This window comes from Paraburkholderia sp. BR14320, assembly GCF_040948665.1.
GTDB classification, from domain to species: domain Bacteria; phylum Pseudomonadota; class Gammaproteobacteria; order Burkholderiales; family Burkholderiaceae; genus Paraburkholderia; species Paraburkholderia youngii.
Window position 1 is genome coordinate 41,457 of record NZ_JBFPKG010000024.1, and the last position, 22,111, is coordinate 63,567.

Sequence of the window (22,111 nt, forward strand, 5' to 3'; positions counted from 1 at the left end):
ATTCCTGTTGCGAGGAGAGCCGCAATGAAAGAGCCGGACCCGAGACCCGATTTCGAATTGATGGCGGAGCGGCAACGCCGTTTCGAGGAAGACCTCATCGATGCCTATGACGAAGAACTCGAAATGGAGGTCGACGACCGCATCATCGACGGCCCGGCCGGCTTTACGCCCGAGCATCGCGAGGCGCGCAAGCAGTACTTCCGTGAACTGTTCCGGCTGCAGGGGGAACTGGTCAAGCTGCAGGACTGGATCGTCGCGACCGGACATCGGCTCGTCGTGATCTTCGAAGGGCGCGACGCGGCCGGCAAGGGCGGCGCGATCAAGCGCATCACGCAGCGACTCAATCCGCGCGTTTGCCGCGTGGCCGCATTGCCCGCGCCGAACAATCGCGAGCGCACGCAATGGTATTTCCAGCGCTATGTATCGCATCTGCCGGCGGGCGGCGAAATGGTGCTGTTCGATCGCAGCTGGTACAACCGCGCGGGCGTCGAGCGCGTGATGAACTTCTGCACCGACGAGGAATACGAAGAGTTTTTCCGCTCGGTGCCTGAGTTCGAGAAGATGCTCGTGCGCAGCGGCGTGCAGATCCTCAAGTACTGGTTTTCGATCACCGACGAAGAGCAGGAAATCCGCTTCCAGAACCGCATTCACGATCCGCTGAAGCAGTGGAAGCTGAGCCCGATGGATCTGGAAAGCCGGCGCCGCTGGGAAGCGTATACGCTGGCGAAAGAAGTGATGCTGCAGCGCTCGCATATTCCCGAGGCGCCGTGGTGGGTCGTGCAGGCCGTCGACAAGAAGCGCGCGCGCCTGAACTGCATTCACCATCTGCTGAGCCAGGTGCCGTATCACGACATCGAGCATCCGCACATCGAATTGCCGTCGCGTGTCTATCACGAGGACTATAGCCGCCAGCCGGTGCCTGAGGCGATGATCGTGCCCGAGGTGTACTAAAGCCGGATCGCATGAACGAGCTTGCCAACAAAAAAGCGCGGTACGTATAGAACGTACCGCGCTTTTTTTCGTGCTGGCATCAGCCGGATCGGCGAACTCAGAACACTGAACGGAATAGCCAGTACAACCCGCCCGCGAGCGCGATCGACGCGGGCAGCGTCAACACCCATGCAAGGATCAGGCTGCGCACGGTGGCCCATTGCAGGCCCGAGCCGTTGGCCGCCATCGTGCCGGCCACGCCGGAAGAGAGCACGTGGGTCGTCGACACCGGCAGACCGTAGACGTCGGCGGCACCGATCGTGACCATCGCGACGAGTTCAGCCGACGCGCCCTGGCCATACGTCAGATGCTGTTTGCCGATCTTCTCGCCCACCGTGACGACGATGCGCTTCCAGCCGACCATCGTGCCGAGACCCAGCGCGATCGCGACCGCCACCTTGACCCACGGCGGAATGAACTTGGTCGCGTGATCGATCTGCGTTCTGAAGTTGGCGATGACCTTTGCGTCCTCGGCCGAGAACTGCGGCTGATTGGCCTTCTGCATCAGACGGATCGCCTCGGACGTGACATACATGTTGTTGCGCACGTTATCGACGATGCCTTGCGGCACTGCCGCCATCGAGCCGAATTCGCCGACCTGGCGGCCGATCTGCTCGGTCAATTGCCGCAGCGCCGGCAGTGTGGCGGGTGTCAACTGACGGGTGCGCACGAAGGCCTCGACGTCGGCGCGCGGATCCGCGGACGGCCCCGCGCCCTGCGTGTAGCGCGCTAGCGTCGCCGCGGTTTGATGCGCGACCGCGACGAAGTTCTGCGTTTGCTCCGGCGTGACCGCTCGATTCAGTGCGTACGCAGTGGGCACCGTACCGATCAGGATCAGCATGATCAGCCCCATGCCTTTCTGGCCATCGTTCGAGCCGTGCGCGAACGACACGCCCGTGCAGGTCAGAATCAGCAGACAGCGAATCCAGAACGGCGGCGGCTCTTTGCCCTTCGGCTCGGCATACAGCGCGGGCACGCGCACGACGGCCTTCAGGATCAGCAGCAGCAAGCCCGCGAGCAGAAAGCCCACGATCGGCGAAAACAGCAGCGACTTGCCGACGCCGAGCGCCTGAGTCCAGTCGACGCCGCTGGTGCCATTCGCACCATGCATCATCTGATTCATCAGGCCCACGCCGATGATCGAGCCGATCAGCGTGTGCGAGCTCGAAGAAGGCAGGCCCAGGGACCACGTGCCGAGGTTCCAGATGATCGCGGCGATCAGCAGCGCGAATACCATCGAGAACCCGGCGCTGCTGCCAACCTGCAGGATCAGCTCGACAGGCAGCAGTTGCAGCACGCCGAAGGCGACCGCACCGCTCGACAACAGCACGCCGAGGAAATTCCACGCGCCGGACCAGACGACCGCGATATTCGGCGTCAGCGAGTGGGTATAGATGACGGTGGCGACCGCATTGGCCGTATCGTGAAACCCGTTGACGAACTCGAAGCCGAGCGCGATCAGCAGCGCGACGCCGAGCAACAGATAGGGCAGCACCGAGCTTTCGCGCACGGGCTGCAGATCGTCTATCAGATGAACGCCGCAGTACACGACGCCCGCGATGAGCAGGCCGGCGAAAATAACCAGGCCTGCGCTACGGCCCTTGCCGCTGGCGGCGCCTGGTTGCGGATACGAAAGTTCCGGCATGACGTGAGCCCCAAAATTGTGGTCGCAGAGTATTCGATGCTGCTTTCGCTGCGTGTCGCATTGATGACAACTGCGTGACGGCTATGGAGGGCGGAAAAATAGACGCGGCGCGGCTCATGCCGCGCCGCGCATCCGACTAAGCAAGTGATGAATAAAACCAGACGGTGAACGCATCGCGGTAGCGCCTACGATGCGCTGATGACCTCGCCGCTTGCACTACCACCGAGGGCGCGTTTATAGGCTTGCGCGACGATTTCCGCCGGCACCCCTTGCGACGGATCGCGGCCCATCGATTCGAGCGTTTCGGCGACCCACCCCGGGCTCACCACATTGACGCGGGCCTTGCCGCGCAACTCGAGCGCGGCCGAGCGCGCGAACGCTTCGACACCCGCATTGACGATGCTGACCGCGGCGCTGCCTTCCATCGGCTGTTGCGCGAGCACGCCGCTCGTCAGCGTGAACGAGCCGCCTTGGGACACATGGTCCACGCCGCAGCGCACAACATTGACCTGCCCCATCAGTTTATTGGCAAGACTAAAAGAAAAGTCTTCGTCGCCAAGCGCCGCGAGCGGCGCGAACTTCGCCGAGCCGGCCGCGCAGATGATCGCGTCGAAGCTGCCGGCTTGCGCATACATCGCTTCGATGCTGCGTTTGTCGGACAGGTCGACGTGCAGATCGGAGCCCTTGCGGCTTGCGCCGACCACGTCATGCTCGGTGGCGAGCAGCTTCACGATGTGCGAGCCGAGCAGGCCGGTCGCACCGACAACGAGTATTCGCATACATCCTCCCGGGGGTCTGTTTGGCGGCATTTGCCGCGCTGCACACTGCATCGTCAAATCGGAGCATTCGCCGGACCGCGCGATAAGCGCCCCATCGGTCGAGCATAGGCGCTGTCGACACGACGCGCCAACGCGCAACTGGAAAACCCGCTGATATGCGCGGTGATTCCCTCGTGAGCATCAATTTTGCTACGCTGGAAATACGGTCATGTTTCCGGGAGCATCGATGAAGCAAGACAGCGAAACAGCCAACGAGCCGGTACCGGAAGAATCGGCGCAGCGGGCCTTTACTTCCTACGCCGAGCCACTCGTCGATGAGGCGATCGGACTCGCCAAAGGCATACACGACGATCCGTCACCCGAAGCGCTGCACAAACTGCGTGTGTCACTGCGGCGTTTGCGTTCGTTGTGGTGGGCGTTCGCACCGCTGCTCGACAAGGGCGAGAATTCTCGCCAGCGCGCGGTGTACAAGTTCCTCGCCACCGCGGCCGGTAAAACGCGCGATTGGGACATCCTGATCGAGTTGCTCAAGCAGGAAGGCGGTGACGCACAAGCGTTGATGCCTAAGCTCGAGCAGACGCGCCGCGATACGCTGGCGACCAGCCGCGAGACGTTGTTGAATGCCGACGTCAAACATCTGTTGCGCGATGCATTAGCCACCACTTCCGGGGAACTGCACGCCACCCACGATGCGGATATTGCGTTGCGCAAATTTGCCGCTCGACGCATCCGGGCGTCGGAGCGCTCATTGAAAAAGCGCATCAAACGCGCGCGCCATGCCAAACGCTCGAATTACGCCGCCTTCCACGATGTCAGAAAAGCGGGCAAGAAACTGCGCTATCTGTTCGAGTTTTTCGGGCCGGTGCTTAAAATCAGCCATAAGCGCACGCTCAAGCGGCTGAAAAAGCTTCAGAAGCGCTTCGGCTTGCTCAACGATACCGTCGCCAGCGAAGCGCTGTTGCGCGACAATGCGGCGTCGCTTGCCGACGCGGATCACATCGAAACCGCGTTGGCCTGGCTCGACAGGAAACGCAAACGCCGCTTGCGCGCGGCGTCGGAGCTACTGGGCTGAGCGAACGCTCTCGTCTCGCTGGCGCGGAGGACCCGCGGCCCAACATGCACGGCGCACCGCGCTGCCGGTCCAAAAGAATCGTCCGCGAAAGGAGGCGAGGAGCGTGGCACAGCAAGGGCTTTCGCTGCGTCATCGGTTGCGCCTGACGTTGCATGCCGTTCGAACCGGGATGACCCGCTATGTGGGCAACCGCCCGTGGGTGGCCGGCGTCGCCGGCACGCTCGTCGCGTTGGCGATGTCGATCCTGACCGCGGTGGAGGTCGGCGAAGGTCGCCGTGAAATGCTCGCTCATGCGCGCCAGACCTCGCAAAACCTCGTGTCGATCATTTCCGCGGATCTCGCCCGTAACGTCGAAATCTATAGTCTGTCGTTGCAATCGATGGTGGATGCCGCGCGCGATCCGGATACCTGGACGCTGCCGGTCCCGGCACGCCAGGCGAGGCTGTTCGATCGCGCGACCACCGCCGCCTTTCTCGGCGGTGCGTATGTCGTCGGCGCCGACGGCGAAGTGGCGGCCGCACAGTACGACGACGCGAACACTACCGTCCATCTCGACGACCGCGAATACTTTCAGGTACAGCAGCGCAATCCGGCGGCCGGCCTGTATTTCTCGCATCCGTTCATGTCGCGGCTGCGCGGCGGCAAGCCGTCGATCGCGCTGACGCGGCGCATCGACGATGCGCAGGGCAACTTCGCCGGCATCGCGCTGCTCGCTATTCGCATCGAGTACTTCCAGCACCTGCTCGACCGGATCGACACCGGCGAGCAGGGTTCGGTTTTCATCGTGATGACGGACGGCACGCTGCTCGCGCGCAAGCCCATCGAAGGGCGCGATATCGGCGGGAGCGTCGCAAAGTCGCCGACCTTCTTACCGATGACCGCGCACGACTCCGGCAGCTTCGTAGCGGTCTCGCCGGTCGACGGTGTGCGTCGCATCTTCACATACGCGCACGTGCCCGGCACGCCGCTGATCGTGGCGATCGCGCCCGCCGTCGACGACGTGCTCGCGCCGTGGCAGCATCGCAGCCACGTGGCCGCTGCGCTGACCATCGCGTTCGGTGCGGTGTTCGTGGTCGTGTCGTGGCTGCTCACGTTCGCGCTGCGCGACAAGCAGCGCGCGCAGGCTGCGCTGATGCGTCTCGCGTCGACCGATCCGCTGACCGGGCTCAGCAATCGCCGCGTGCTCGACAAGCGGCTCGACGACGAATGGAAGCGCGCGCGGCGCGACAACAAGCCGCTGTCGGTGCTGTTCATCGATATCGATCACTTCAAGCGTTTCAACGACACCTACGGCCATGAGAGCGGCGACGAGGTGTTGGTCGCGGTCGCGGATTGCATCGCGTCCGTGGCGCGGCGCTCTGTCGATCTGGTCGCGCGCTACGGCGGCGAAGAGTTCGCGGTGGTGCTGCCGGATACCCCCGCGCAGGGCGCGTTCACGGTCGCGGAGCAGATTCGCCGCAAGGTGGAAAACCGCGTCATCGTGCGTGGACACGATGCGCCGCAGGCGGTGACGGTAAGCGTCGGCTGCGCCACGGCGCTGCCGAGCGCCACGGATTTCGCCAATGGAGTCGAGCTGCTGGCCGCCGCTGACGGACAGTTGTACGTGGCGAAGACCGAAGGGCGCAATCGCACCCGGTCGGCACAGTGGGCCGAGTATTCGGCGGCGCAGGGGGCGTCGAGTACAGGCGCGGCGCTCTGACGCCCAGGTATCCGTTCACGTGAGCGCGAGCGCTTTCCCGGCCTGCGTGGGTCGCGACGCAGCGCGAATCAGGCACGCTCCACGCTGCGCGGCGCGAAACCGCGCAACGTCACTGCAGCTGCCGTTTCACCCCACGCCGAACGTGGCTGAGCGGGCGCCGTGCCGGCCGCGTAAGCCAGCGAGCCCACCGGGAAGCCGCGCCGCTGCCATGCATCGAGCCCGCCGCGCAGTGCGCGAATCCGCGTGTAGCCATTGCGGCGCATATGTTGCGAGACTTCGAGCGCGGTCGCGCTGTCCGGACAGATGCAGTAGATGACCACGTCGTGCGCGCGCAGCGCACCGTCGATCAGTTCGGGCGAATGCGGATCGAGCGCGAGGGCGTCGGGAATCTGGCCTCGCAGATCGAGCAGCGGTGCGCCGGGCCGCGCATCGAGCACGCGGGACGGCGCCGTGCGACTCAGGCGACCGGAGTGCCGCCAGCTCCACGGCAGTCTCGATGCGACGCTCGCCGCCGAGGCGTGCGTCGGCGCGGCCAGCATCGGCGTGGCCGGGGCCGACGCGGCTCGCGTGAACCGGCGTCGTTCGTCATATCGCAGATACAGCCGGTAGAGCAGATAGGCCAGCGCCACCACCAGAAGAATGTCGGCGAGTGTGCCGCCGCGCCGTTCGACGAATGCGCGCAGCATATGCACCTCGCGCTCCACAGCCGCGCCGCCAAGCAACCAGAAAGTCGCCCACGTGATCACGCTCGCCAGATCCCATAGCGCGTAGAGGCGGATGTCGACAGCGGTCGTGCCCATCAACGGTGGCGTGATCAGGCCGAGCCCAGGCACGAACTTCGAGATCGACACGAGCGGCATGCCATACCGTTCGAATAGCGAGCGCGCCATTTCGAGCCTCGTATCGACGACTGGCGACAGGCTGCCGAGCCATGCGAGTACCTTGCGGCCATACAGCCGGCCGGCCGCGAACCACGTGCCGTCGCCGATCAATGCGCCAAGCACCGCCGCGCCGAGCGTCGGCCAGAACGACAGGTTGCCCGCGGCGATCGCCGAGCCCGCGAACAGCAGCATCGGCACGGCCGGAATCGGTACGCCGAGGCGCGTCAGCAGGACGTTGACGAATACGATCGCGCTGCCCCAGGTTGAAATCGCCGACAACGGAAACTCGACCAATTGACCCGCTCCTGTTGCTGCGGTGAGCTGGCATGCGCACCGTGGATTCAGCATAGCCGATGGCTTGTGGGCGGTGCGGGTGGGGAGGGGGATTGGGCGGCGCGGTGATCAATTAGGGAAGAAGCTTGCGTCGACGGCCGCTGTTGAGCATTGGCCTGTATCGTCAAGACGCAACTAACTGTCAACCCCGCCTGCACCCCACGACATTGCCGGCGAGCGCGAAGAGCATGCGCGCGAGGCCGCACGCCGGATTCGCAGAGGCGGGGGCTGCATCGGCAGCGAACCCTTAACAGCCCCTGCGTTCACCGCATCAGGCATTCGGCATGGCCACCACGCCCGGATTTCCGACGATCGCCAGAAACTCCCGCCGTGTCGACGGATCGGTGCGAAACGTGCCGAGCATGCGCGAGGTGACCATCGTGACGCCCGCCTTATGCACGCCACGCGTCGACATGCATTGATGCGCGGCTTCGAGAATCACGCCGACGCCGGCCGGTTGCAGCACGTCGTTCAGCGTATCGGCGATCTGCACCGTCATCTTTTCCTGGATCTGCAGCCGCTTCGCGAACGCATCGACGAGACGCGCGAGCTTCGAAATGCCGACCACGCGATGATTCGGCAGATACGCGACGTGTGCGCGTCCGATGATCGGCACCATATGGTGCTCGCAGTAGCTTTCGAAGCGGATGTCCTTCAGCACGATCATTTCGTCGTAGCCGTCCACTTCGGAGAAGGTACGCGCGAGGATTTCGCGCGGATCGACCTGATAGCCCGCGAAGAACTCCTCGTAAGCGCGCGTCACGCGCGCCGGCGTGTCGATCAGGCCTTCGCGTTGCGGATCGTCGCCGGCCCAGCGCAGCAGCACGCGCACGGCTGCCTCAGCTTCTTCGCGGCTCGGGCGTTCGACGGCCGCTGCGGGTTTGGTTTTCTTTGCCTTGCTGCTGGTCATGCGTCGTCCTCCTGGATCGCGTGTCGATGCTGCGCTGCGCGCGGGGTCAGTAACTGAGGTCATTGTTCCATGTTTTGCGACCGATGGTGCCGATGCCTCTCTCGCTGCCGGGGCGGTCGCGGACTTGCTTCGAGCGGCTACTTCGGCCATTCGTCCATAGCATCGTTGAACAGTTCGGCGACCACGCCGCGCAGCCAACTGAGGCGCGGATCGTTATGAAACTTGCGATGCCAGTGCTGACGCAGGTCGAAGCGCGGCAACGGCAGCGGCGGCTCGACGAGCATGATCGACGCATGCTCCGACACGTACGCGAAGCCGATCGCGTGCGGGACGGTCGCGAGCAGATCAGTGCGTGCGAGGATGAAAGGCAGGCTCATGAAGTGCGGCGTTTCGAGCACCGCGCGCCGCTTGATGCGCTTCTTTTCGAGGTACTGCTCGAGCACTTCCTGGCTGCGTCCCTCGGCGCGCACGACCGCATGCCCCGACGCCACGTATTGCTCGAGGGTGAGCGGCCCTTTCGACAGCGGGTGTCCGCTGCGCATCAGGCAGATGAAGCGGTGCGTGAAGAGCCGCTGCTGAAAGAAGTTGTTGCCCGCCAGGTCCGGAAAATAGCCGACGGCGAGATCGACATCGCCCGATTCGAGCCCGCGTTCCACCTGCGACGGCGACAGCGTTACCGAGCGCAGATTCGCGGACGGCGCGCGCTCGGCGAACAACTGCAAAAGACGCGGCAGAAACACGATCTCGCCGACGTCGGACAGCGCGATCGAGAACGTGTGCGTGCTCGTCGCCGGATCGAAGTCCTGCACGTCGAGCATGCCTTTCTCGATGCGCAGCAGCGCGTCGCGCGCGGCGGGCAGGATCGCGAGCGCGCGCGGTGTCGGCTCCATGCCTTTCGAGGTGCGCACGAACAGCGGATCGTCGAAGTATTCGCGCAGACGGCCAAGCGCGGTGCTCACGCGCGGCTGGCTCACGCCGAGCTGCTCGGCGGCGCGGCTCACGTTGCGCGTGTCTTCCATCGCGACCAGGTAGGGGATCAAATTCAGATCCAGATGTGTCTCGGACATGCTAGTTATGGCTCGCGGGGCGGGCGAGGCAACGCGGTGCCTATGCCGTATCGCTATAGAGCCTAGTTGATAAATCGCCCATAAGCATAGTGGGATTTCATGCGGCCGGCTTTTTCGCGCGCAGGGCGAGCACTGGACGAGGGCAACCCGGACCTTCGCCGCCGCGAGCGGCGACCTATGATGAAGGGGGTTTCCCTGCCTTGACAATCCGCCCACAGGACAACCATAATCGCCGAGGCGTTCGCTAAACGAATCACTGTTCATGTAACGAACAAATTCAGCGGCGAATCAATCGAAGGCGCCAGCCCGCTCTCTCCCTCGCGAGCCGTCGCCAGCATGCCCGGAGACTGCTTCCGCGCGAGCTTTGCCGCGACCCTTGTCGGCGAGGGCTGTCAGCCCAGCGGCACGTAGCGCCCCCAAAGGAATTTTCGACATGATCAACAAGATTTTCGAGACACTTCAATCGGCTGTCGCCGATGTCCACGACGGCGCGACCGTCATGATCGGCGGCTTCGGCACGGCCGGCATGCCGTCCGAACTGATCGACGCGCTGATCGAGCAGGGCGCGCGCGAGCTGACCATCGTCAACAACAACGCAGGTAACGGCGACATCGGCCTCGCGGCGCTGCTGAAGGCAAAGCGCGTGCGCAAGATCATCTGCTCGTTCCCGCGCCAAACCGACTCGTATGTGTTCGACGCACTCTATCGCGCCGGCGAAATCGAACTCGAACTCGTGCCGCAAGGCAACCTCGCCGAGCGCATCCGCGCGGCGGGCGCGGGCATCGGCGGCTTCTTCACGCCGACCGCGTACGGCACCAAGCTTGCCGAAGGCAAGGAAACGCGCCTGATCGACGGCCGTCACTACGTGCTCGAAGCGCCGCTGCATGCGGATTTCGCGCTGATCAAGGCGTACAAGGGCGACCGCTGGGGCAACCTGATCTATCGCAAGACCGCGCGTAACTTCGGGCCGATCATGGCGAGCGCCGCGAAGACCGCAATCGTGCAGGTGTCGGAAGTGGTGCCGCTCGGCGGCCTCGATCCGGAAGAAATCGTCACGCCCGGCATTTTCGTGCAACGCGTGATCGAAGTGCCGCAAGCGGCGCATCTCCCCACGCCCAATCCTCACGACGCTGCTGCCTGACCCGGAGACCGACATGAAGAAACTGACCCGCGATGAAATGGCCAAGCGCGTTGCCCAGGACATCCCCGAAGGCGCTTACGTGAACCTCGGCATCGGCGTGCCGACGCTGGTGGCGAACCACCTCGCCGCCGACAAGGAAATCTTCCTGCACAGCGAAAACGGTCTGCTCGGCATGGGCCCGGCACCGGCGAAGGGCGAAGAAGACGACGAACTGATCAACGCCGGCAAGCAGCACGTCACGCTGCTCACGGGCGGCGCCTACTTCCATCACGCGGATTCGTTCGCGATGATGCGCGGCGGCCATCTGGACTTCTGTGTGCTCGGCGCGTTCCAGGTGTCGGCGAAGGGCGACCTTGCGAACTGGCACACCGGCGCGCCCGACGCGATTCCGGCGGTCGGCGGCGCGATGGACCTCGCGATCGGCGCGAAGCAGGTCTACGTGATGATGGAGCACCTGACCAAGCAAGGCGAAAGCAAGATCACCGCCGAGTGCTCATATCCGGTCACTGGTATCGGCTGCGTGACCCGTATCTATACGGACCTCGCGATGATCGACGTGACGAAGGAAGGCCTCGTCGTGCGCGAGATTTTCACGGACATCGGCTTCGACGAACTGCTGAAGCTGACCGGCGTGCCGATGACCGACGGCACGCAGGCCGCGCGCGCGGCCTGATGCCTGGCTGAGGCGTCGCGGCGGCGGCCTGTTTTGCGGCCGCATCGATGGCGCCTCGTCTGAGGGCAGCATTGCACGAACGGGCCAGCGCTGACGAGGCAAAAGCTTCGTCAGCGCTGGCCTGGCAACTTCAGCGACAGCCTGCCCGCGTTTGGCGCACAATACGCAGCACAAAGTGCGGCATACGTACGGCACGAACGCGCTCTAAGCGCTGGTCCACCGCGGTGTCTGCTTCGAACCGCCGCGCCCCGCGCCGCTTCTTCACTTCCGATTTCCTCAACATCGTCGTCACCATGCTCGACTCCAGCGCCCGTCTGACTGGCCTTCTTTGCGGCACACAGCCGATGAACGACATCTGGGCGCCGCGTGCCACGCTGCAGCGAATGCTCGACGTCGAAGCCGCGCTCGCGCGTGCCTCTGCCGGGCACAAAGTCATTCCCGAATCAGCTGTTCCCGCGATCGAAGCAGCCTGCCAGGCCGACCAACTCGACGCCGACGCGCTCGCACGCGACGCCGCGCTCGGCGGCAACCTCGCGATTCCGCTCGTCAAACAACTGACCGCACGCGTCAAAGCCGCGGACGCCGAAGCGGCCAAATACGTGCATTGGGGCGCGACGAGCCAGGACATCATCGACACCGCGACGGTGCTGCAACTTCGCGACACCTTCGACCTGCTCGACAGCGGCCTGCAAGCCACCTGCGACGCGATCGCGAAACTCGCGGCCACCCATCGCGCGACGCCGATGATCGGCCGCACATGGCTGCAACAGGCGCTGCCGATCACGCTGGGTCTGAAGTTCGCGCAATGGCTAGACGCGCTGCTGCGACATCGCGATAGGCTCGATGCGCTGCGCGAGCGCGTGCTGGTTCTGCAATTCGGCGGCGCGGCAGGCACGCTCGCGAGTCTGCGCGAGGCGGCGCCGCAGGTCACGCAGTCGCTTGCCAAGGAGCTCGGCCTCGCAGTGCCCACCTTGCCGTGGCATACGCAGCGCGATCGGATCGCCGAGACGGCGTCGCTGTTCGGCATGCTGATCGGCACGCTCGGCAAGATCGCGCGCGATGTCTCGCTGCAGATGCAAACCGAAATCGACGAACTCGCCGAGCCGGCCGCGGCCGGCAAGGGCGGATCGTCGACGATGCCGCACAAGCGCAACCCGGTCGGTTGCGCGGCAGTGCTGACGGCCGCGACGCGAGCGCCCGGCCTGGTCGCAACCGTGTTCGCCGGTATGGTGCAGGAGCATGAACGCGCGCTCGGCGGCTGGCAAGCCGAATGGGACGCGCTGCCGGATCTCGCGCGTCTCGCGGGCGGCGCGCTCGCGAACATCGAACAGATCGCGTCCGGCCTGAACGTGAACGTGCCGCGACTCGCGAAGAATCTCGACGTCACACACGGCCTGATCCTCGGCGAAGCGGTGATGCTCGCGCTCGGCGATGCGATCGGCCGGCTCGACGCGCATCATCAGGTGGAGCGCGCGTCGAAGGCGGCGATCCGCGACGGCAAGACGCTGTACGACGTGCTTGCCGCCGACGCGGCCGTGACCGAACATCTTTCGATCGAGCGCTTGAAGCAGCTGCTCGATCCCGCTCAATACGTCGGCCAGGCGCACGCATATGTCGACGCCGCGCTGGCGCTTCACACCACGCGCGCGCAGCGCGCCCATTCCAAGGAGTAACCGGCATGCCCTACGCCGCAGTCAACGGCACCGAGCTTCACTATCGCATCGACGGCGACCGTCACGGCCACGCGCCGTGGCTCGTGCTGTCGAATTCGCTCGGCTGCGATATGTCCATGTGGACGCCGCAGGTCGCGGCGTTGTCGAAGCACTTCCGCGTGCTGCGCTACGATACGCGCGGTCACGGCCATTCAGAAGCGCCGAAGGGGCCGTACACGATCGAGCAACTGACCGGAGACGTGCTCGGTCTGATGGATACGCTGAAGATCGCGCGCGCGAATTTCTGCGGCATTTCGATGGGCGGCCTGACCGGCATCGGGCTCGCCGCGCGTCACGGCGACCGCTTCGAGCGCGTCGTGCTGTGCAATACGGCCGCGCGCATCGGCTCGCCGGAAGTCTGGGTGCCGCGCGCTGCGAAGGCACGCTCGGAAGGCATGCTCGCACTCGCCGACGCGGTGCTGCCGCGCTGGTTCACGGCAGACTTCATCGAGCGCGAGCCGGTCGTGCTGGCGATGATCCGCGACGTGTTCGTGCACACCGACAAGGAAGGCTACGCATCGAACTGCGACGCGATCGACGCGGCCGACCTGCGTCCCGAAACGCCGGGCATCAAGCTGCCGACGCTCGTGATCAGCGGCACCCACGACCTCGCCGCCACGCCCGCGCAGGGCCGCGAACTCGCACAGTCGATTCCGGGCGCACGCTACGTCGAGCTCGACGCTTCGCATATTTCCAACATCGAGAAGGTCGACGAGTTCACGAAGACCGTGCTCGACTTCCTGACGGAGGCAAAATGAACGATGAAGACCGTTACGAAGCCGGAATGGGCGTACGTCGCGCGGTGCTGGGCAACGCGCACGTCGACCGTTCGCTCGCGAACCGCACCGAGCTGACCGAGGAGTTCCAGAACCTGATCACGCGCTATGCGTGGGGCGAGATCTGGACGCGTGAAGGTCTGCCGCGTCATACGCGCAGCTTGCTGACGATCGCGATGATGGTTGCGTTGAATCGCAGCGAAGAACTCGCGCTGCACCTGCGCGCCGCGAAGAACAACGGCGTGACGCGCGAACAGATCAAGGAAGTGCTGCTGCAGACCGCGATTTATGTCGGTGTGCCGGCGGCCAACTCCGCGTTCCACCTGGCCGACAAGCTGTTCCGCGAGGACGATGCGGCGGCCGCGGCGGCGAAGTCGTAAAGACCGCGCGCTCGTAGTTTTCGGAGCCAATCAGCAAACGCGCGACGGATGTTTCCGTCGCGCGTTTTTTTATGCGGCGATCGTCGCTACGACGCTTGCCGGCACCTGCACGCACACCGGGCACAATACAGTCTTCTTGATCACCTCGCGTCAATGCGCGAGCGCCGCGGCGCGCCGGATCAGGTCGAAGCTGACGGCAGGCGTGCTCACGGTAGGAACGCTTGCGGTAGCGGGCGGCCATTTCAGTTCGTCCGTTCAGACCGGACGCGAAAGGTCAGGACTGTCTTGAGTTCAATGCAGGCCAGTGGGCCAGTGCAATGAACCACAGCAGAACGACGTTCACCACCGGAATGAAGGCAAGCAGCGACCAGGCTCCCGCATATCCCGCCTTCTTCAGGATCAGCCATAGCGGGATTATCTCCGCGATAACGACAACAAGAACGAACACCAGCCAGTGCCAAATGGAAAGAGCGGCCACGCCTACCTCCATCTTTAAAATTGACGGGCAGAGCTAAGTGTAACGACGCAAGGCCGAATCCTTGCTCAATGTAAAAAAGACCCACGCGAAGCGGGTCCGCGTCTGACCCGGCGCGAGTCACTCGATCTGCCTGTACCGAGTGTCCCCGCTGACACGCTGCAACTGTTTCGAAACGATAAGAAACTGTTCGTCGCTAATCGTGCACTCCAGTTCGCCTATCTCATACACAGCAACCAGCTTGATCTTATTTCCATTTCGCTCCTCAAAGGTGATCTGATAGATCCCGCGCCACTTTTGTTCGCCATCTTCGTATTTGCCGATCTTCTCGGACGCCAGTCGCACGGCTTTTGTTTTCGTAGCATCGAAATCCAAGGAGAGGATGTCTGTTTTTCTCACCGCCATCTGGGCCACATAGGCCGGAAATCGGTCGCCGCATGGGGGGTATGGGCCGGTTTCCGCCAGGCATAGCGCGGGAAAAGATAGCAGTAGGACTGCAAAAGCGTGTTTCATGGATTCAAAGGGCCTCACTCTATCTGCTTGAATACTCTGTCGGCGTCGCCTGATGGCAAATGACCTGAAACAATAAAGACGTCAACCCCACCAATCGAGCATTCAAATTCGCCTGCTGCTTCGTTTACGGCAATCACTTTGACCTTATTTCCGTTTTTTTCTTGGAAGGTGATGTGATAGACCTCGCGCCACATCTGTTCGCCATCCTCATATTTACCTATTTTTTCGGACGCGAGTTGAACGGCTTCGGTTTTCGTATAGTCGATGCTGCCAAGCATGCCAGCGCTTTTTAGTCTCCCTTCTGCGATGTTCGTCGGCCACCTGTCGCATGGCGGGTTCGGTCTACCTTGCGCCAAGCATAACGCGGGAAGGGGAAGCAGCAGGACTGCGAGAGCGCGTTTCATGGATGTTCCACCCTAAGCATTCTGTCCCCACTGTCCCAGATTTGCTTCCGGAATGGCAGGCGAAGAACGATACATCCATTTGACGCGTTACCGGGTTCCTTCATGCTGTCGCCGTGGATCATGAAACCATCGCGCCCGCCCAGGCTCGTTCCCGCAACGGGGTTAAGCCGCATCGAATGCGGTCCGGTTTTGGGGTGTGGAAACGGTGCCGTAATTTCATACAGGCCAACGGGGATCGGTCCTTTGTCGCGGACGTACTGGCTACTGTGTCTATCCTTGTGCTCGCCCTTACCGGAATATCCGGTATCTGTGACGTATTTGTCGTCGTGATACAACAAGTGGCTCTCATGCTTGTAAATCCAAACCATCGTCTTTTTCTCATTGGTTGTACGAACCAACGATTAAATCAGACCGACTGGTTGCACACAATTTTTAAGATATGCGTCAGTTTGATCTGCATCCCGATATGGAGATCGTCTACATCCTCGAGATGAGCACGGGCAGCGCGTGCATGCGTGGGTGGGCGGCCTCGCGAAGGGGGCGGTCGTCGGCAAGGATGGCTTGCGCTGAAACTGAAGCGGTGCGCACCAACTCACGGTAAACGGCAATGCAACGAACCTCGCAGAGCGGAGATGGCGATCAGGCTTCGCAAGCTGTTCGTGCACGCAGACCGTCGAGCCGCCCGCGTGCCGTGCGGTCGCGATTGCGGTGATCGATAATGCGTATGCGGGCCGCTACGAGGCGAAGCTCGACGCGCTGATCGAAGCCCGCGAGGAACCCGGCGCGCTGCTCAGCAAGCGCTGCGTCGAAGCGATCGGCATCGCGCCCGGCGAGGCGCAAAGCTACGGCAAGGGCGGCGATCGTCGGCGAGGCGGGCGAGCTCGAACATGAGGTCGCGATCCCGCATCCGAAGCTCGGCGCGCCGCTGCGCGCGGCGGTCGCGAGAGGCGCCGCTCCGTTGCCGTCGGCTAAAGAGATCAGCACGCTCGACACCGCGACCGACGTGCCGCGCGGCCACAAGGACGCCCTTCGCTTGTTGCCCGGGTGATTTCGCTGGTAGTGTCCTGCCTTTGACGCGGGCGCGCATGGTGCCGCCCGCGCTGCCGAGGGTCACGATGCTTTCGAATCTGCTGGTACAACTGGTCAATGGACTCGCCGACGCGTCGACGCTGTTTCTGGTCGCCGCCGGTTTGTCGTTGATCTTCGGCGTGACGCGCATCGTCAACTTTGCGCATGGCTCGTTCTATATGTTCGGCATCTACGTCGCGTACAGCATCGCGAGCCGCTTTGGCCATACCGCGGGCGGCTTCTGGCTGTCGGTGCTGGCCGCCGCGCTCGCGGTCGGGGTGCTGGGCGCGCTCGTCGAAATCGTCGTACTGCGGCGGATCTATCAGGCGCCCGAGCTGTTCCATTTGCTCGCCACTTTTGCGCTCGTGCTGATCTTTCGCGACGCCGCGCTCTGGCTTTGGGGCCCCGACGATCTGTTCGGCCCCCGCGCGCCCCATCTCGCGGGCGCGGTCGACTTTCTCGGCCATCCGCTGCCCACTTACGACATCGCACTGATCGTGATCGGCCCCATCCTATTGCTGCTGCTGTGGTACGCGTTGACGCGCACGCGTTGGGGCACGCTGGTGCGCGCCGCGACGCAGGATCGCGAGATGCTCGGCGCGCTCGGCATCAATCAGGCGTGGCTGTTTACCGGCGTGTTTTTCGTCGGCGCGTTTCTCGCAGGGCTCGGCGGCGCGCTGCAAGGGCCGCGCATATCGGCGAACCTGTCGCTCGACCTGGAGACGATCGGCAACGCGTTCGTGGTCGTCGTGGTCGGCGGCATGGGTTCGATTCCGGGCGCGTTCATCGCGGCGTTGCTGATCGCCGAAATCAAGGCGCTGTGCATCGGCATCGGCCATGTGACGTTCTTCGGCATCGGTTTGTCGCTAAGCCGCTTTACATTGGTGGCCGAATTCGTCGTGATGGCGGTCGTGCTGGTAGTGCGGCCTTGGGGTCTGCTGGGCCGCGCGAGTGCCGCGGTGCGCGCGATGGGTGCGCCGGAAGCGCCATTGCGTCCCGCGGGCAAGCGTCTGAAGTGGCTCGCCGCCGTCGTGTTGCTAGTGCTCGTTCTGGCGCCGCTCGCGGCCAACGCGTTTCCGTATATGCCGGTGCTGCTCGTCGAAATCCTGATCGCGGTGCTGTTCGCGACGAGCCTGCATTTCATCATGGGCCCGGGCGGTCTGCATTCGTTCGGCCACGCAGCGTACTTCGGACTCGGCGCATACGGCGCGGCGCTGTTCCTCAAAGTGCTGAATCTGCCGATGGAAGCGGCGTTGCTGCTCGGGCCGCTGCTCGCGGTGGTCGGCGCGCTCGTGTTCGGCTGGTTCTGCGTGCGCCTGTCCGGCGTCTATCTGGCGATGCTGACGCTCGCGTTCGCGCAGATCGTCTGGTCGGTCGTGTTCCAGTGGGACGACGTGACGGGCGGCAGCAACGGCATTCTCGGACTATGGCCGTCGAGTTGGCTGTCGTCGCCGGTCGCGTTCTACTACCTGACGTTAGCGTGCGCGGTGCTCGGCGTGTGGCTGTTGCGCCGCATGCTGTTCTCGCCGCTCGGCTACGCGATGCGTGCGTCGCGCGATTCCGCGCTGCGCGCCGAGGCGATCGGTATCGACGTGAAGCGCGTGCAGTGGGCGTCGTTCGTGATCGCGGCGTTGTTCTGCGGACTCGCCGGCTCGCTGTACGCGTTTTCGAAGGGCAACATCTCGCCCGAAGTGATCAGCGTGAGCCGCTCGGTGGATGGCCTCGTGATGGTGCTGCTCGGCGGCTTGCAGACCTTGAGCGGGCCGATCGTCGGCGCGGCCGTGTTCACGTGGCTGCAGGACACGGTTGCGCGACAGACCGACTACTGGCAGGCGCTGCTCGGCTTCGCGATCCTGCTGCTGGTGATCGCGTTTCCGCAGGGAATCGTTGGCTTCATTCGCGAGCGTTTCGGCGACGCGAACGGCGATCAGACCGATAAGTCCAACGGCGGCGCCGCGTCGCCATCGCAACGGACCGCCGCGGTCAAGGAGGGCCTATGAGCCTGCTGCGCGTAAGCGGTCTGTCGCGGTCATTCGGAGGACTGAAGGCGGTCGATGACGTTTCATTCGAGCTCGAAGCCGGTCAACTGCTGGCGTTGCTCGGCCCCAACGGCGCGGGCAAATCGACCTGTTTCAACATGGTCAACGGCCAGTTGCAGCCGTCGTCGGGATCGATCCTGCTCGACGGTCATGAACTCGTCGGCATGCGGCCGCGCGATATCTGGCGGCGCGGTGTCGGCCGCACGTTCCAGATCGCCGCGACCTTCAACTCGATGACGGTGCTCGAAAACGTGCAGATGGCGCTGGTGTCGCGCGAAAAAAAGACCTTCGGTCTCTGGAAACCGGCGGCTGCGCACCATGCCGGCGAAGCGTTCGCGTTGCTCGAACAGGTCGGCATGAGCGAGCACGCGAAACGCGCGTGCGGGGTGCTCGCGTATGGCGACGTGAAGCGCGTCGAACTCGCGATCGCGCTCGCGAACCGGCCGAAGCTGCTGTTGATGGACGAACCGACCGCCGGCATGGCGCCGAAGGAGCGCAACGAATTGATGGCGTTGACCAGGCGTCTGGTGACCGAACGAAAGATCGGCGTGCTGTTTACGGAGCACAGCATGGACGTCGTATTCGCGTACGCGGACCGGATGATCGTGCTCGCGCGCGGCAAGCTGATCGCCGAGGGCGACGGCGATACGATTCGCAACGACCCGCGCGTGCAGGAAGTCTATTTCGGCACCGGCAAGATGTTCCGGCCGCACGCGGCGCTGCAGGACGCGGACGGCAACGCGCGCAATGGCCGGGGAGCGCAGCAATGAGCGAACCGATGCTGAAAGTCTCCGGCCTCAATGCGTTTTACGGACGCGCGCACATCCTGTTCGACGTCGACCTCGAAGTTGGCCGTGGCGAAGTGGTCGCGCTGATGGGCCGCAACGGCGCCGGCAAATCGACGACGATGAAAGCGGTGATGGGACTGCTGCCGCGGCGCCACGGCGAAGTCACGTTTCGCGGCCAGAACATCAGCGCGCTTGCGCCGTACAAGATCGCGCGCATGGGCGTCGGCTTCGTGCCCGAGGACCGCCGCGTGTTCGCGGATCTGTCGGTGATGGAGAACCTCGACACGGGCCGCCAGCCGCCGCGCGAAGGCGCGCCGCAATGGACGCCGGAAAAGCTGTTCCGCCTGTTTCCGAATCTCGGCGAAATGCCGCAGCGCCCCGGCGGCCAGATGAGCGGCGGCGAGCAGCAGATGCTGACCGTGTCGCGCACGCTGATGGGCAATCCGTATCTGGTGTTGCTCGACGAACCGTCCGAAGGCGTCGCGCCGGTGATCGTCGAGCAGATGGCGAACATGATTCTCGAATTGAAGCGCGAAGGGCTATCCATTTTGTTGTCGGAACAGAATCTGCACTTCGCCGAACTGGTCAGCGACCGCGCGTATGTGCTCGAAAAAGGGCAGATCCGTTTCAGCGGCACGATCGGCGAACTCGCACGGAACGAAACGGTGAGGCGCGCTTATCTGAGCGTGTGAATTCATCCAGTAATGCCGGCGAAAGGAGAGGCCGATGGCGCCGATGATAGGCGAGCGCGCGGCTTTTCGGCGCACATCCGTCGCTCGCGCTGCATACGAACCCGCACGGCGCGGCGCCGGACAACCCGATTCGCGTGATTCTCGACGGCATCGGCTCGCCTGCGCGGCCCGAACTCGGTACGATGCCGGCTTACCGCGAAATTTTGAACGACGCCCAGGTCGCCGGGTTCGTGCCGTACCTGCGCGCGCAGTTCGCGGACGGCAAGCCGGCATGGCGGGACGTCGCCGCGACCGTGGCCAGAATCCGCGCGCAACCGCGCGAGCAATGAGCCGTCGGCCGTCGTCCGCAGGTGCGCGGGTCCGGCGCGCTTGCCCGCCCGTTCGCACGTCTGAAAAAACCACCATTCCTTCTGATTACGGAGTAACGCATGACCACGCGCGCAGGATGGATCTCTCGCCTCATGGTGTCGACCGTGTGCTCGTTCGCCGCGTTCGGCGCGAGCGCCCAGCAGACCATCAAGATCGGCGAGATCAATAGCTACAAGGCGCAGCCCGCCTTTCTCGGGCCTTACAAGCAAGGCTGGAATCTCGCGCTCGAGCAGGTGAACGCGGCCGGCGGCGTGCTCGGCAAGCAACTGGAAGTGATTTCGCGCGACGACGGCGGCAACCCCGGCGACACGATCCGCGTCGCGCAGGAACTGATCGCGCGTGAGCAGGTGCAGTTGCTGTTCGGCGGCTTCCTGTCGAACACGGGCCTTGCGCTCGCCGACTTCGCGAAGCAGAAGAAAATCTTCTTCCTCGCCGCCGAACCGCTGACCGACAAGATCGTCTGGGCCGATGGCAACAAATACACATACCGTCTGCGTCCTTCGACCTATATGCAGGTGGCGATGCTGGTGCCCGAGGCCGCCAAGCTGAAAAAGAAGCGCTGGGCGATCGTGTATCCGAACTACGAGTACGGGCAATCGGCGGTGGCGACCTTCAAGAAACTGCTGACGGCCGCGCAGCCGGACGTGCAATTCGTCGTCGAACAGGCGACGCCGCTTGGCAACGTCGACGCGGGCGCGGTGACCCAGGCGATCGCCGACGCGAAGCCTGACGCGATTTTCAACGTGCTGTTCGCCGCCGACCTCGGCAAGTTCGTGCGCGAGGGCAACACGCGCGGGCTCTTCAAGGATCGTTCGGTGGTGTCGCTCCTGACCGGCGAACCCGACTACCTCGATCCGCTCGGCGCCGAAGCGCCGACCGGCTGGATCGTGACCGGCTACCCGTGGTATTCGATCGATACGGCCGCGAACAAGCAGTTCGTCGACGCGTATCGGGCCAAATATCACGACTATCCGCGGTTGGGCTCGGTGGTCGGCTATTCGGCGCTGATGTCGATCGCGGACGGCATCAAGAAGGCGGGGTCGACCGATGCGGACAAACTCGCCGCCGCGTTCAAGGGGCTCAATGTGCAGACGCCGTTCGGTCCGATCACGTACCGCGCGCAGGACAACCAGTCGACGATGGGCGCGTATGTCGGCGTGACCGGCGTGAAGGACGGCAAGGGTGTGATGACGTCGTACCGCTATGTGGATGGCGCGAGCGTGCAGCCATCGGACGCCGAGGTGAAGAAAATGCGGCCGGCGGATTGAGGACGCGGCGCGCGGCGGTCCGTCGTGACTGCCGCGCGCTGGCCGCGTGAGTGCTGGTGAAGGCGCGTCCGCGGCGGCTTCTGCCGCCGGTGAAACCTACTCTTCCGCGTCGTGCTCCATGACGAAGCGCTTCAGGTAAGCGAGCACGGCCGCTTCCATCGCGCGATGATCGGCGGTGTTTTTCGATCCCGCGTTCTCTTCATCGCCGAACAGGGTGGACGGCGCGTTGTGCACGTCCACCTCTTGCCCCTCGCGAAACACGCGAATTTCGTGGACGTCTTCGACGTACTCGGCGATCCAGTGCACGCCCTCGATATGTGCGCCAGCGCGAACCGTAACTATCTTCATGGCTGTCTCCGTGCAAGCGGTCGATTTGAGTTGGCGCCTCGGCGCTGACTCCCGTCCCATGTCCACAACCATACGCCGTCCCGCCCACG

The 22,111-nt window shown here is 63.9% G+C and carries 22 protein-coding genes and 2 pseudogenes; 14 read left to right on the forward strand and 10 right to left on the reverse strand.

The annotated features are described in order from the left end of the window. Window positions 1-24 precede the first annotated feature (24 nt). The gene (ppk2, locus tag AB3X89_RS21915) at window positions 25-951 is read left to right on the forward strand and encodes a polyphosphate kinase 2 (protein ID WP_368585135.1); all 927 of its coding nucleotides are present in this window, start codon (window positions 25-27) and stop codon (window positions 949-951) included. A gap of 97 nt (window positions 952-1,048) precedes the next feature. On the opposite strand, the gene AB3X89_RS21920 is transcribed toward ppk2, so the two are convergent. Then, window positions 1,049-2,635 (reverse strand): inorganic phosphate transporter, encoded by a 1,587-nt coding sequence (locus AB3X89_RS21920; RefSeq protein WP_368585136.1) that lies wholly within the window; start codon window positions 2,633-2,635, stop codon window positions 1,049-1,051. Between the two features lie 185 nt (window positions 2,636-2,820). Further along, window positions 2,821-3,414 carry a short chain dehydrogenase gene (locus tag AB3X89_RS21925; RefSeq protein WP_368585137.1) on the reverse strand — a complete coding sequence of 198 codons (594 nt, stop codon included), beginning with the start codon at window positions 3,412-3,414 and terminating at the stop codon, window positions 2,821-2,823. Window positions 3,415-3,640: 226 nt separating this feature from the next. Between AB3X89_RS21925 and AB3X89_RS21930 the strand changes: the two genes are divergently transcribed. Together AB3X89_RS21930 and AB3X89_RS21935 are read left to right on the forward strand one after the other, a co-directional pair. Further along, window positions 3,641-4,486 (forward strand): CHAD domain-containing protein, encoded by an 846-nt coding sequence (locus AB3X89_RS21930; protein WP_368585138.1) that lies wholly within the window; start codon window positions 3,641-3,643, stop codon window positions 4,484-4,486. Window positions 4,487-4,655: 169 nt separating this feature from the next. Next, a complete protein-coding gene (locus AB3X89_RS21935; RefSeq protein ID WP_368585139.1) occupies window positions 4,656-6,185 on the forward strand; it encodes a diguanylate cyclase in 1,530 nt (509 codons plus the stop codon). A 68-nt stretch (window positions 6,186-6,253) separates the two neighbouring features. Here AB3X89_RS21935 and AB3X89_RS21940 read toward each other — a convergent pair whose 3' ends face one another. The 3 genes from AB3X89_RS21940 to AB3X89_RS21950 all read right to left on the reverse strand — a co-directional run bounded on the left by AB3X89_RS21940 (window position 6,254) and on the right by AB3X89_RS21950 (window position 9,376). After that, complete coding sequence (locus tag AB3X89_RS21940; protein WP_368585141.1) at window positions 6,254-7,360, reverse strand: VTT domain-containing protein; 1,107 nt, start codon at window positions 7,358-7,360, stop codon at window positions 6,254-6,256. A gap of 310 nt (window positions 7,361-7,670) precedes the next feature. Continuing rightward, complete coding sequence (gene folE / locus AB3X89_RS21945) at window positions 7,671-8,309, reverse strand: GTP cyclohydrolase I FolE (RefSeq protein ID WP_176125881.1); 639 nt, start codon at window positions 8,307-8,309, stop codon at window positions 7,671-7,673. A 137-nt stretch (window positions 8,310-8,446) separates the two neighbouring features. Continuing rightward, window positions 8,447-9,376 carry a LysR family transcriptional regulator gene (locus AB3X89_RS21950; RefSeq protein WP_013092343.1) on the reverse strand — a complete coding sequence of 310 codons (930 nt, stop codon included), beginning with the start codon at window positions 9,374-9,376 and terminating at the stop codon, window positions 8,447-8,449. A 433-nt stretch (window positions 9,377-9,809) separates the two neighbouring features. On the opposite strand from AB3X89_RS21950, the gene AB3X89_RS21955 reads away from it, so the two are divergent. From AB3X89_RS21955 to pcaC, 5 genes are all read left to right on the forward strand, one after another. After that, a complete protein-coding gene (locus AB3X89_RS21955; protein ID WP_368585143.1) occupies window positions 9,810-10,517 on the forward strand; it encodes a 3-oxoacid CoA-transferase subunit A in 708 nt (235 codons plus the stop codon). 13 nt (window positions 10,518-10,530) lie between these two features. Then, window positions 10,531-11,190, forward strand: a complete 660-nt coding sequence (locus AB3X89_RS21960) for a 3-oxoacid CoA-transferase subunit B (RefSeq protein ID WP_062131414.1) — start codon at window positions 10,531-10,533, stop codon at window positions 11,188-11,190. 293 nt (window positions 11,191-11,483) lie between these two features. Continuing rightward, window positions 11,484-12,863, forward strand: coding sequence for a 3-carboxy-cis,cis-muconate cycloisomerase (locus AB3X89_RS21965; protein ID WP_368585197.1), 1,380 nt, complete (start codon window positions 11,484-11,486; stop codon window positions 12,861-12,863). Window positions 12,864-12,868: 5 nt separating this feature from the next. Then, entirely contained in the window at window positions 12,869-13,660 is a 792-nt protein-coding gene (gene pcaD / locus AB3X89_RS21970) for a 3-oxoadipate enol-lactonase (RefSeq protein ID WP_013092339.1), read from the forward strand. Beyond that, the gene (pcaC, locus tag AB3X89_RS21975) at window positions 13,657-14,058 is read left to right on the forward strand and encodes a 4-carboxymuconolactone decarboxylase (protein WP_013092338.1); all 402 of its coding nucleotides are present in this window, start codon (window positions 13,657-13,659) and stop codon (window positions 14,056-14,058) included. Before pcaD ends, pcaC begins: the two co-directional genes overlap by 4 nt. Before the next feature lie 274 nt (window positions 14,059-14,332). Here the strand turns inward: pcaC and AB3X89_RS21980 are convergent, their stop codons facing one another. From AB3X89_RS21980 to AB3X89_RS21995, 4 genes are all read right to left on the reverse strand, one after another. After that, window positions 14,333-14,536: a hypothetical protein gene (locus AB3X89_RS21980; protein WP_368585144.1), complete on the reverse strand. Its 204-nt coding sequence runs from the start codon at window positions 14,534-14,536 to the stop codon at window positions 14,333-14,335. 117 nt (window positions 14,537-14,653) lie between these two features. Then, complete coding sequence (locus AB3X89_RS21985) at window positions 14,654-15,046, reverse strand: hypothetical protein (protein ID WP_368585145.1); 393 nt, start codon at window positions 15,044-15,046, stop codon at window positions 14,654-14,656. A gap of 14 nt (window positions 15,047-15,060) precedes the next feature. After that, window positions 15,061-15,450: a hypothetical protein gene (locus tag AB3X89_RS21990; RefSeq protein ID WP_368585146.1), complete on the reverse strand. Its 390-nt coding sequence runs from the start codon at window positions 15,448-15,450 to the stop codon at window positions 15,061-15,063. Further along, complete coding sequence (locus tag AB3X89_RS21995) at window positions 15,447-15,818, reverse strand: tlde1 domain-containing protein (protein ID WP_018433992.1); 372 nt, start codon at window positions 15,816-15,818, stop codon at window positions 15,447-15,449. The genes AB3X89_RS21990 and AB3X89_RS21995 overlap by 4 nt, the downstream gene beginning before the upstream one ends. A 264-nt stretch (window positions 15,819-16,082) precedes the next feature. Here AB3X89_RS21995 and AB3X89_RS22000 point away from each other — a divergent pair. From AB3X89_RS22000 to AB3X89_RS22025, 6 genes and pseudogenes are all read left to right on the forward strand, one after another. After that, a pseudogene (locus AB3X89_RS22000) lies at window positions 16,083-16,477 on the forward strand (amino acid synthesis family protein); the annotation flags it as partial. A gap of 88 nt (window positions 16,478-16,565) precedes the next feature. Then, window positions 16,566-18,518 carry an ABC transporter permease gene (locus AB3X89_RS22005; RefSeq protein WP_368585147.1) on the forward strand — a complete coding sequence of 651 codons (1,953 nt, stop codon included), beginning with the start codon at window positions 16,566-16,568 and terminating at the stop codon, window positions 18,516-18,518. Further along, window positions 18,515-19,327, forward strand: coding sequence for an ABC transporter ATP-binding protein (locus AB3X89_RS22010; protein WP_368585148.1), 813 nt, complete (start codon window positions 18,515-18,517; stop codon window positions 19,325-19,327). The genes AB3X89_RS22005 and AB3X89_RS22010 overlap by 4 nt, the downstream gene beginning before the upstream one ends. Then, complete coding sequence (locus tag AB3X89_RS22015; protein WP_368585149.1) at window positions 19,324-20,037, forward strand: ABC transporter ATP-binding protein; 714 nt, start codon at window positions 19,324-19,326, stop codon at window positions 20,035-20,037. The genes AB3X89_RS22010 and AB3X89_RS22015 overlap by 4 nt, the downstream gene beginning before the upstream one ends. Before the next feature lie 59 nt (window positions 20,038-20,096). Then, window positions 20,097-20,366 (forward strand): annotated as a pseudogene (locus tag AB3X89_RS22020) (cytochrome c); the annotation flags it as partial. A 99-nt stretch (window positions 20,367-20,465) separates the two neighbouring features. Continuing rightward, the gene (locus tag AB3X89_RS22025; protein ID WP_368585150.1) at window positions 20,466-21,674 is read left to right on the forward strand and encodes an ABC transporter substrate-binding protein; all 1,209 of its coding nucleotides are present in this window, start codon (window positions 20,466-20,468) and stop codon (window positions 21,672-21,674) included. 96 nt (window positions 21,675-21,770) lie between these two features. Here AB3X89_RS22025 and AB3X89_RS22030 read toward each other — a convergent pair whose 3' ends face one another. Continuing rightward, complete coding sequence (locus tag AB3X89_RS22030; protein WP_176125892.1) at window positions 21,771-22,022, reverse strand: hypothetical protein; 252 nt, start codon at window positions 22,020-22,022, stop codon at window positions 21,771-21,773. Window positions 22,023-22,111: the final 89 nt, after the last annotated feature.

Excerpts from the sequence above, each read along its gene's own strand:
- ppk2 (WP_368585135.1), top strand. The coding sequence starts at position 25 with ATGAAAGAGCCGGACCCGAGACCCGATTTCGAATTGATGGCGGAGCGG.
- AB3X89_RS22005 (WP_368585147.1), top strand. The coding sequence starts at position 16,566 with ATGCTTTCGAATCTGCTGGTACAACTGGTCAATGGACTCGCCGACGCG.
- AB3X89_RS21985 (WP_368585145.1), bottom strand. The coding sequence starts at position 15,046 with ATGAAACACGCTTTTGCAGTCCTACTGCTATCTTTTCCCGCGCTATGC.
- AB3X89_RS22010 (WP_368585148.1), top strand. The coding sequence starts at position 18,515 with ATGAGCCTGCTGCGCGTAAGCGGTCTGTCGCGGTCATTCGGAGGACTG.
- AB3X89_RS22015 (WP_368585149.1), top strand. The coding sequence starts at position 19,324 with ATGAGCGAACCGATGCTGAAAGTCTCCGGCCTCAATGCGTTTTACGGA.
- AB3X89_RS21995 (WP_018433992.1), bottom strand. The coding sequence starts at position 15,818 with ATGGTTTGGATTTACAAGCATGAGAGCCACTTGTTGTATCACGACGAC.
- AB3X89_RS21950 (WP_013092343.1), bottom strand. The coding sequence starts at position 9,376 with ATGTCCGAGACACATCTGGATCTGAATTTGATCCCCTACCTGGTCGCG.
- AB3X89_RS22030 (WP_176125892.1), bottom strand. The coding sequence starts at position 22,022 with ATGAAGATAGTTACGGTTCGCGCTGGCGCACATATCGAGGGCGTGCAC.
- folE (WP_176125881.1), bottom strand. The coding sequence starts at position 8,309 with ATGACCAGCAGCAAGGCAAAGAAAACCAAACCCGCAGCGGCCGTCGAA.
- AB3X89_RS21935 (WP_368585139.1), top strand. The coding sequence starts at position 4,656 with ATGACCCGCTATGTGGGCAACCGCCCGTGGGTGGCCGGCGTCGCCGGC.
- AB3X89_RS21930 (WP_368585138.1), top strand. The coding sequence starts at position 3,641 with ATGAAGCAAGACAGCGAAACAGCCAACGAGCCGGTACCGGAAGAATCG.
- pcaC (WP_013092338.1), top strand. The coding sequence starts at position 13,657 with ATGAACGATGAAGACCGTTACGAAGCCGGAATGGGCGTACGTCGCGCG.
- AB3X89_RS21955 (WP_368585143.1), top strand. The coding sequence starts at position 9,810 with ATGATCAACAAGATTTTCGAGACACTTCAATCGGCTGTCGCCGATGTC.
- AB3X89_RS21960 (WP_062131414.1), top strand. The coding sequence starts at position 10,531 with ATGAAGAAACTGACCCGCGATGAAATGGCCAAGCGCGTTGCCCAGGAC.
- AB3X89_RS21965 (WP_368585197.1), top strand. The coding sequence starts at position 11,484 with ATGCTCGACTCCAGCGCCCGTCTGACTGGCCTTCTTTGCGGCACACAG.
- AB3X89_RS21920 (WP_368585136.1), bottom strand. The coding sequence starts at position 2,635 with ATGCCGGAACTTTCGTATCCGCAACCAGGCGCCGCCAGCGGCAAGGGC.
- pcaD (WP_013092339.1), top strand. The coding sequence starts at position 12,869 with ATGCCCTACGCCGCAGTCAACGGCACCGAGCTTCACTATCGCATCGAC.
- AB3X89_RS21925 (WP_368585137.1), bottom strand. The coding sequence starts at position 3,414 with ATGCGAATACTCGTTGTCGGTGCGACCGGCCTGCTCGGCTCGCACATC.
- AB3X89_RS21990 (WP_368585146.1), bottom strand. The coding sequence starts at position 15,450 with ATGAAACGCGCTCTCGCAGTCCTGCTGCTTCCCCTTCCCGCGTTATGC.
- AB3X89_RS22025 (WP_368585150.1), top strand. The coding sequence starts at position 20,466 with ATGACCACGCGCGCAGGATGGATCTCTCGCCTCATGGTGTCGACCGTG.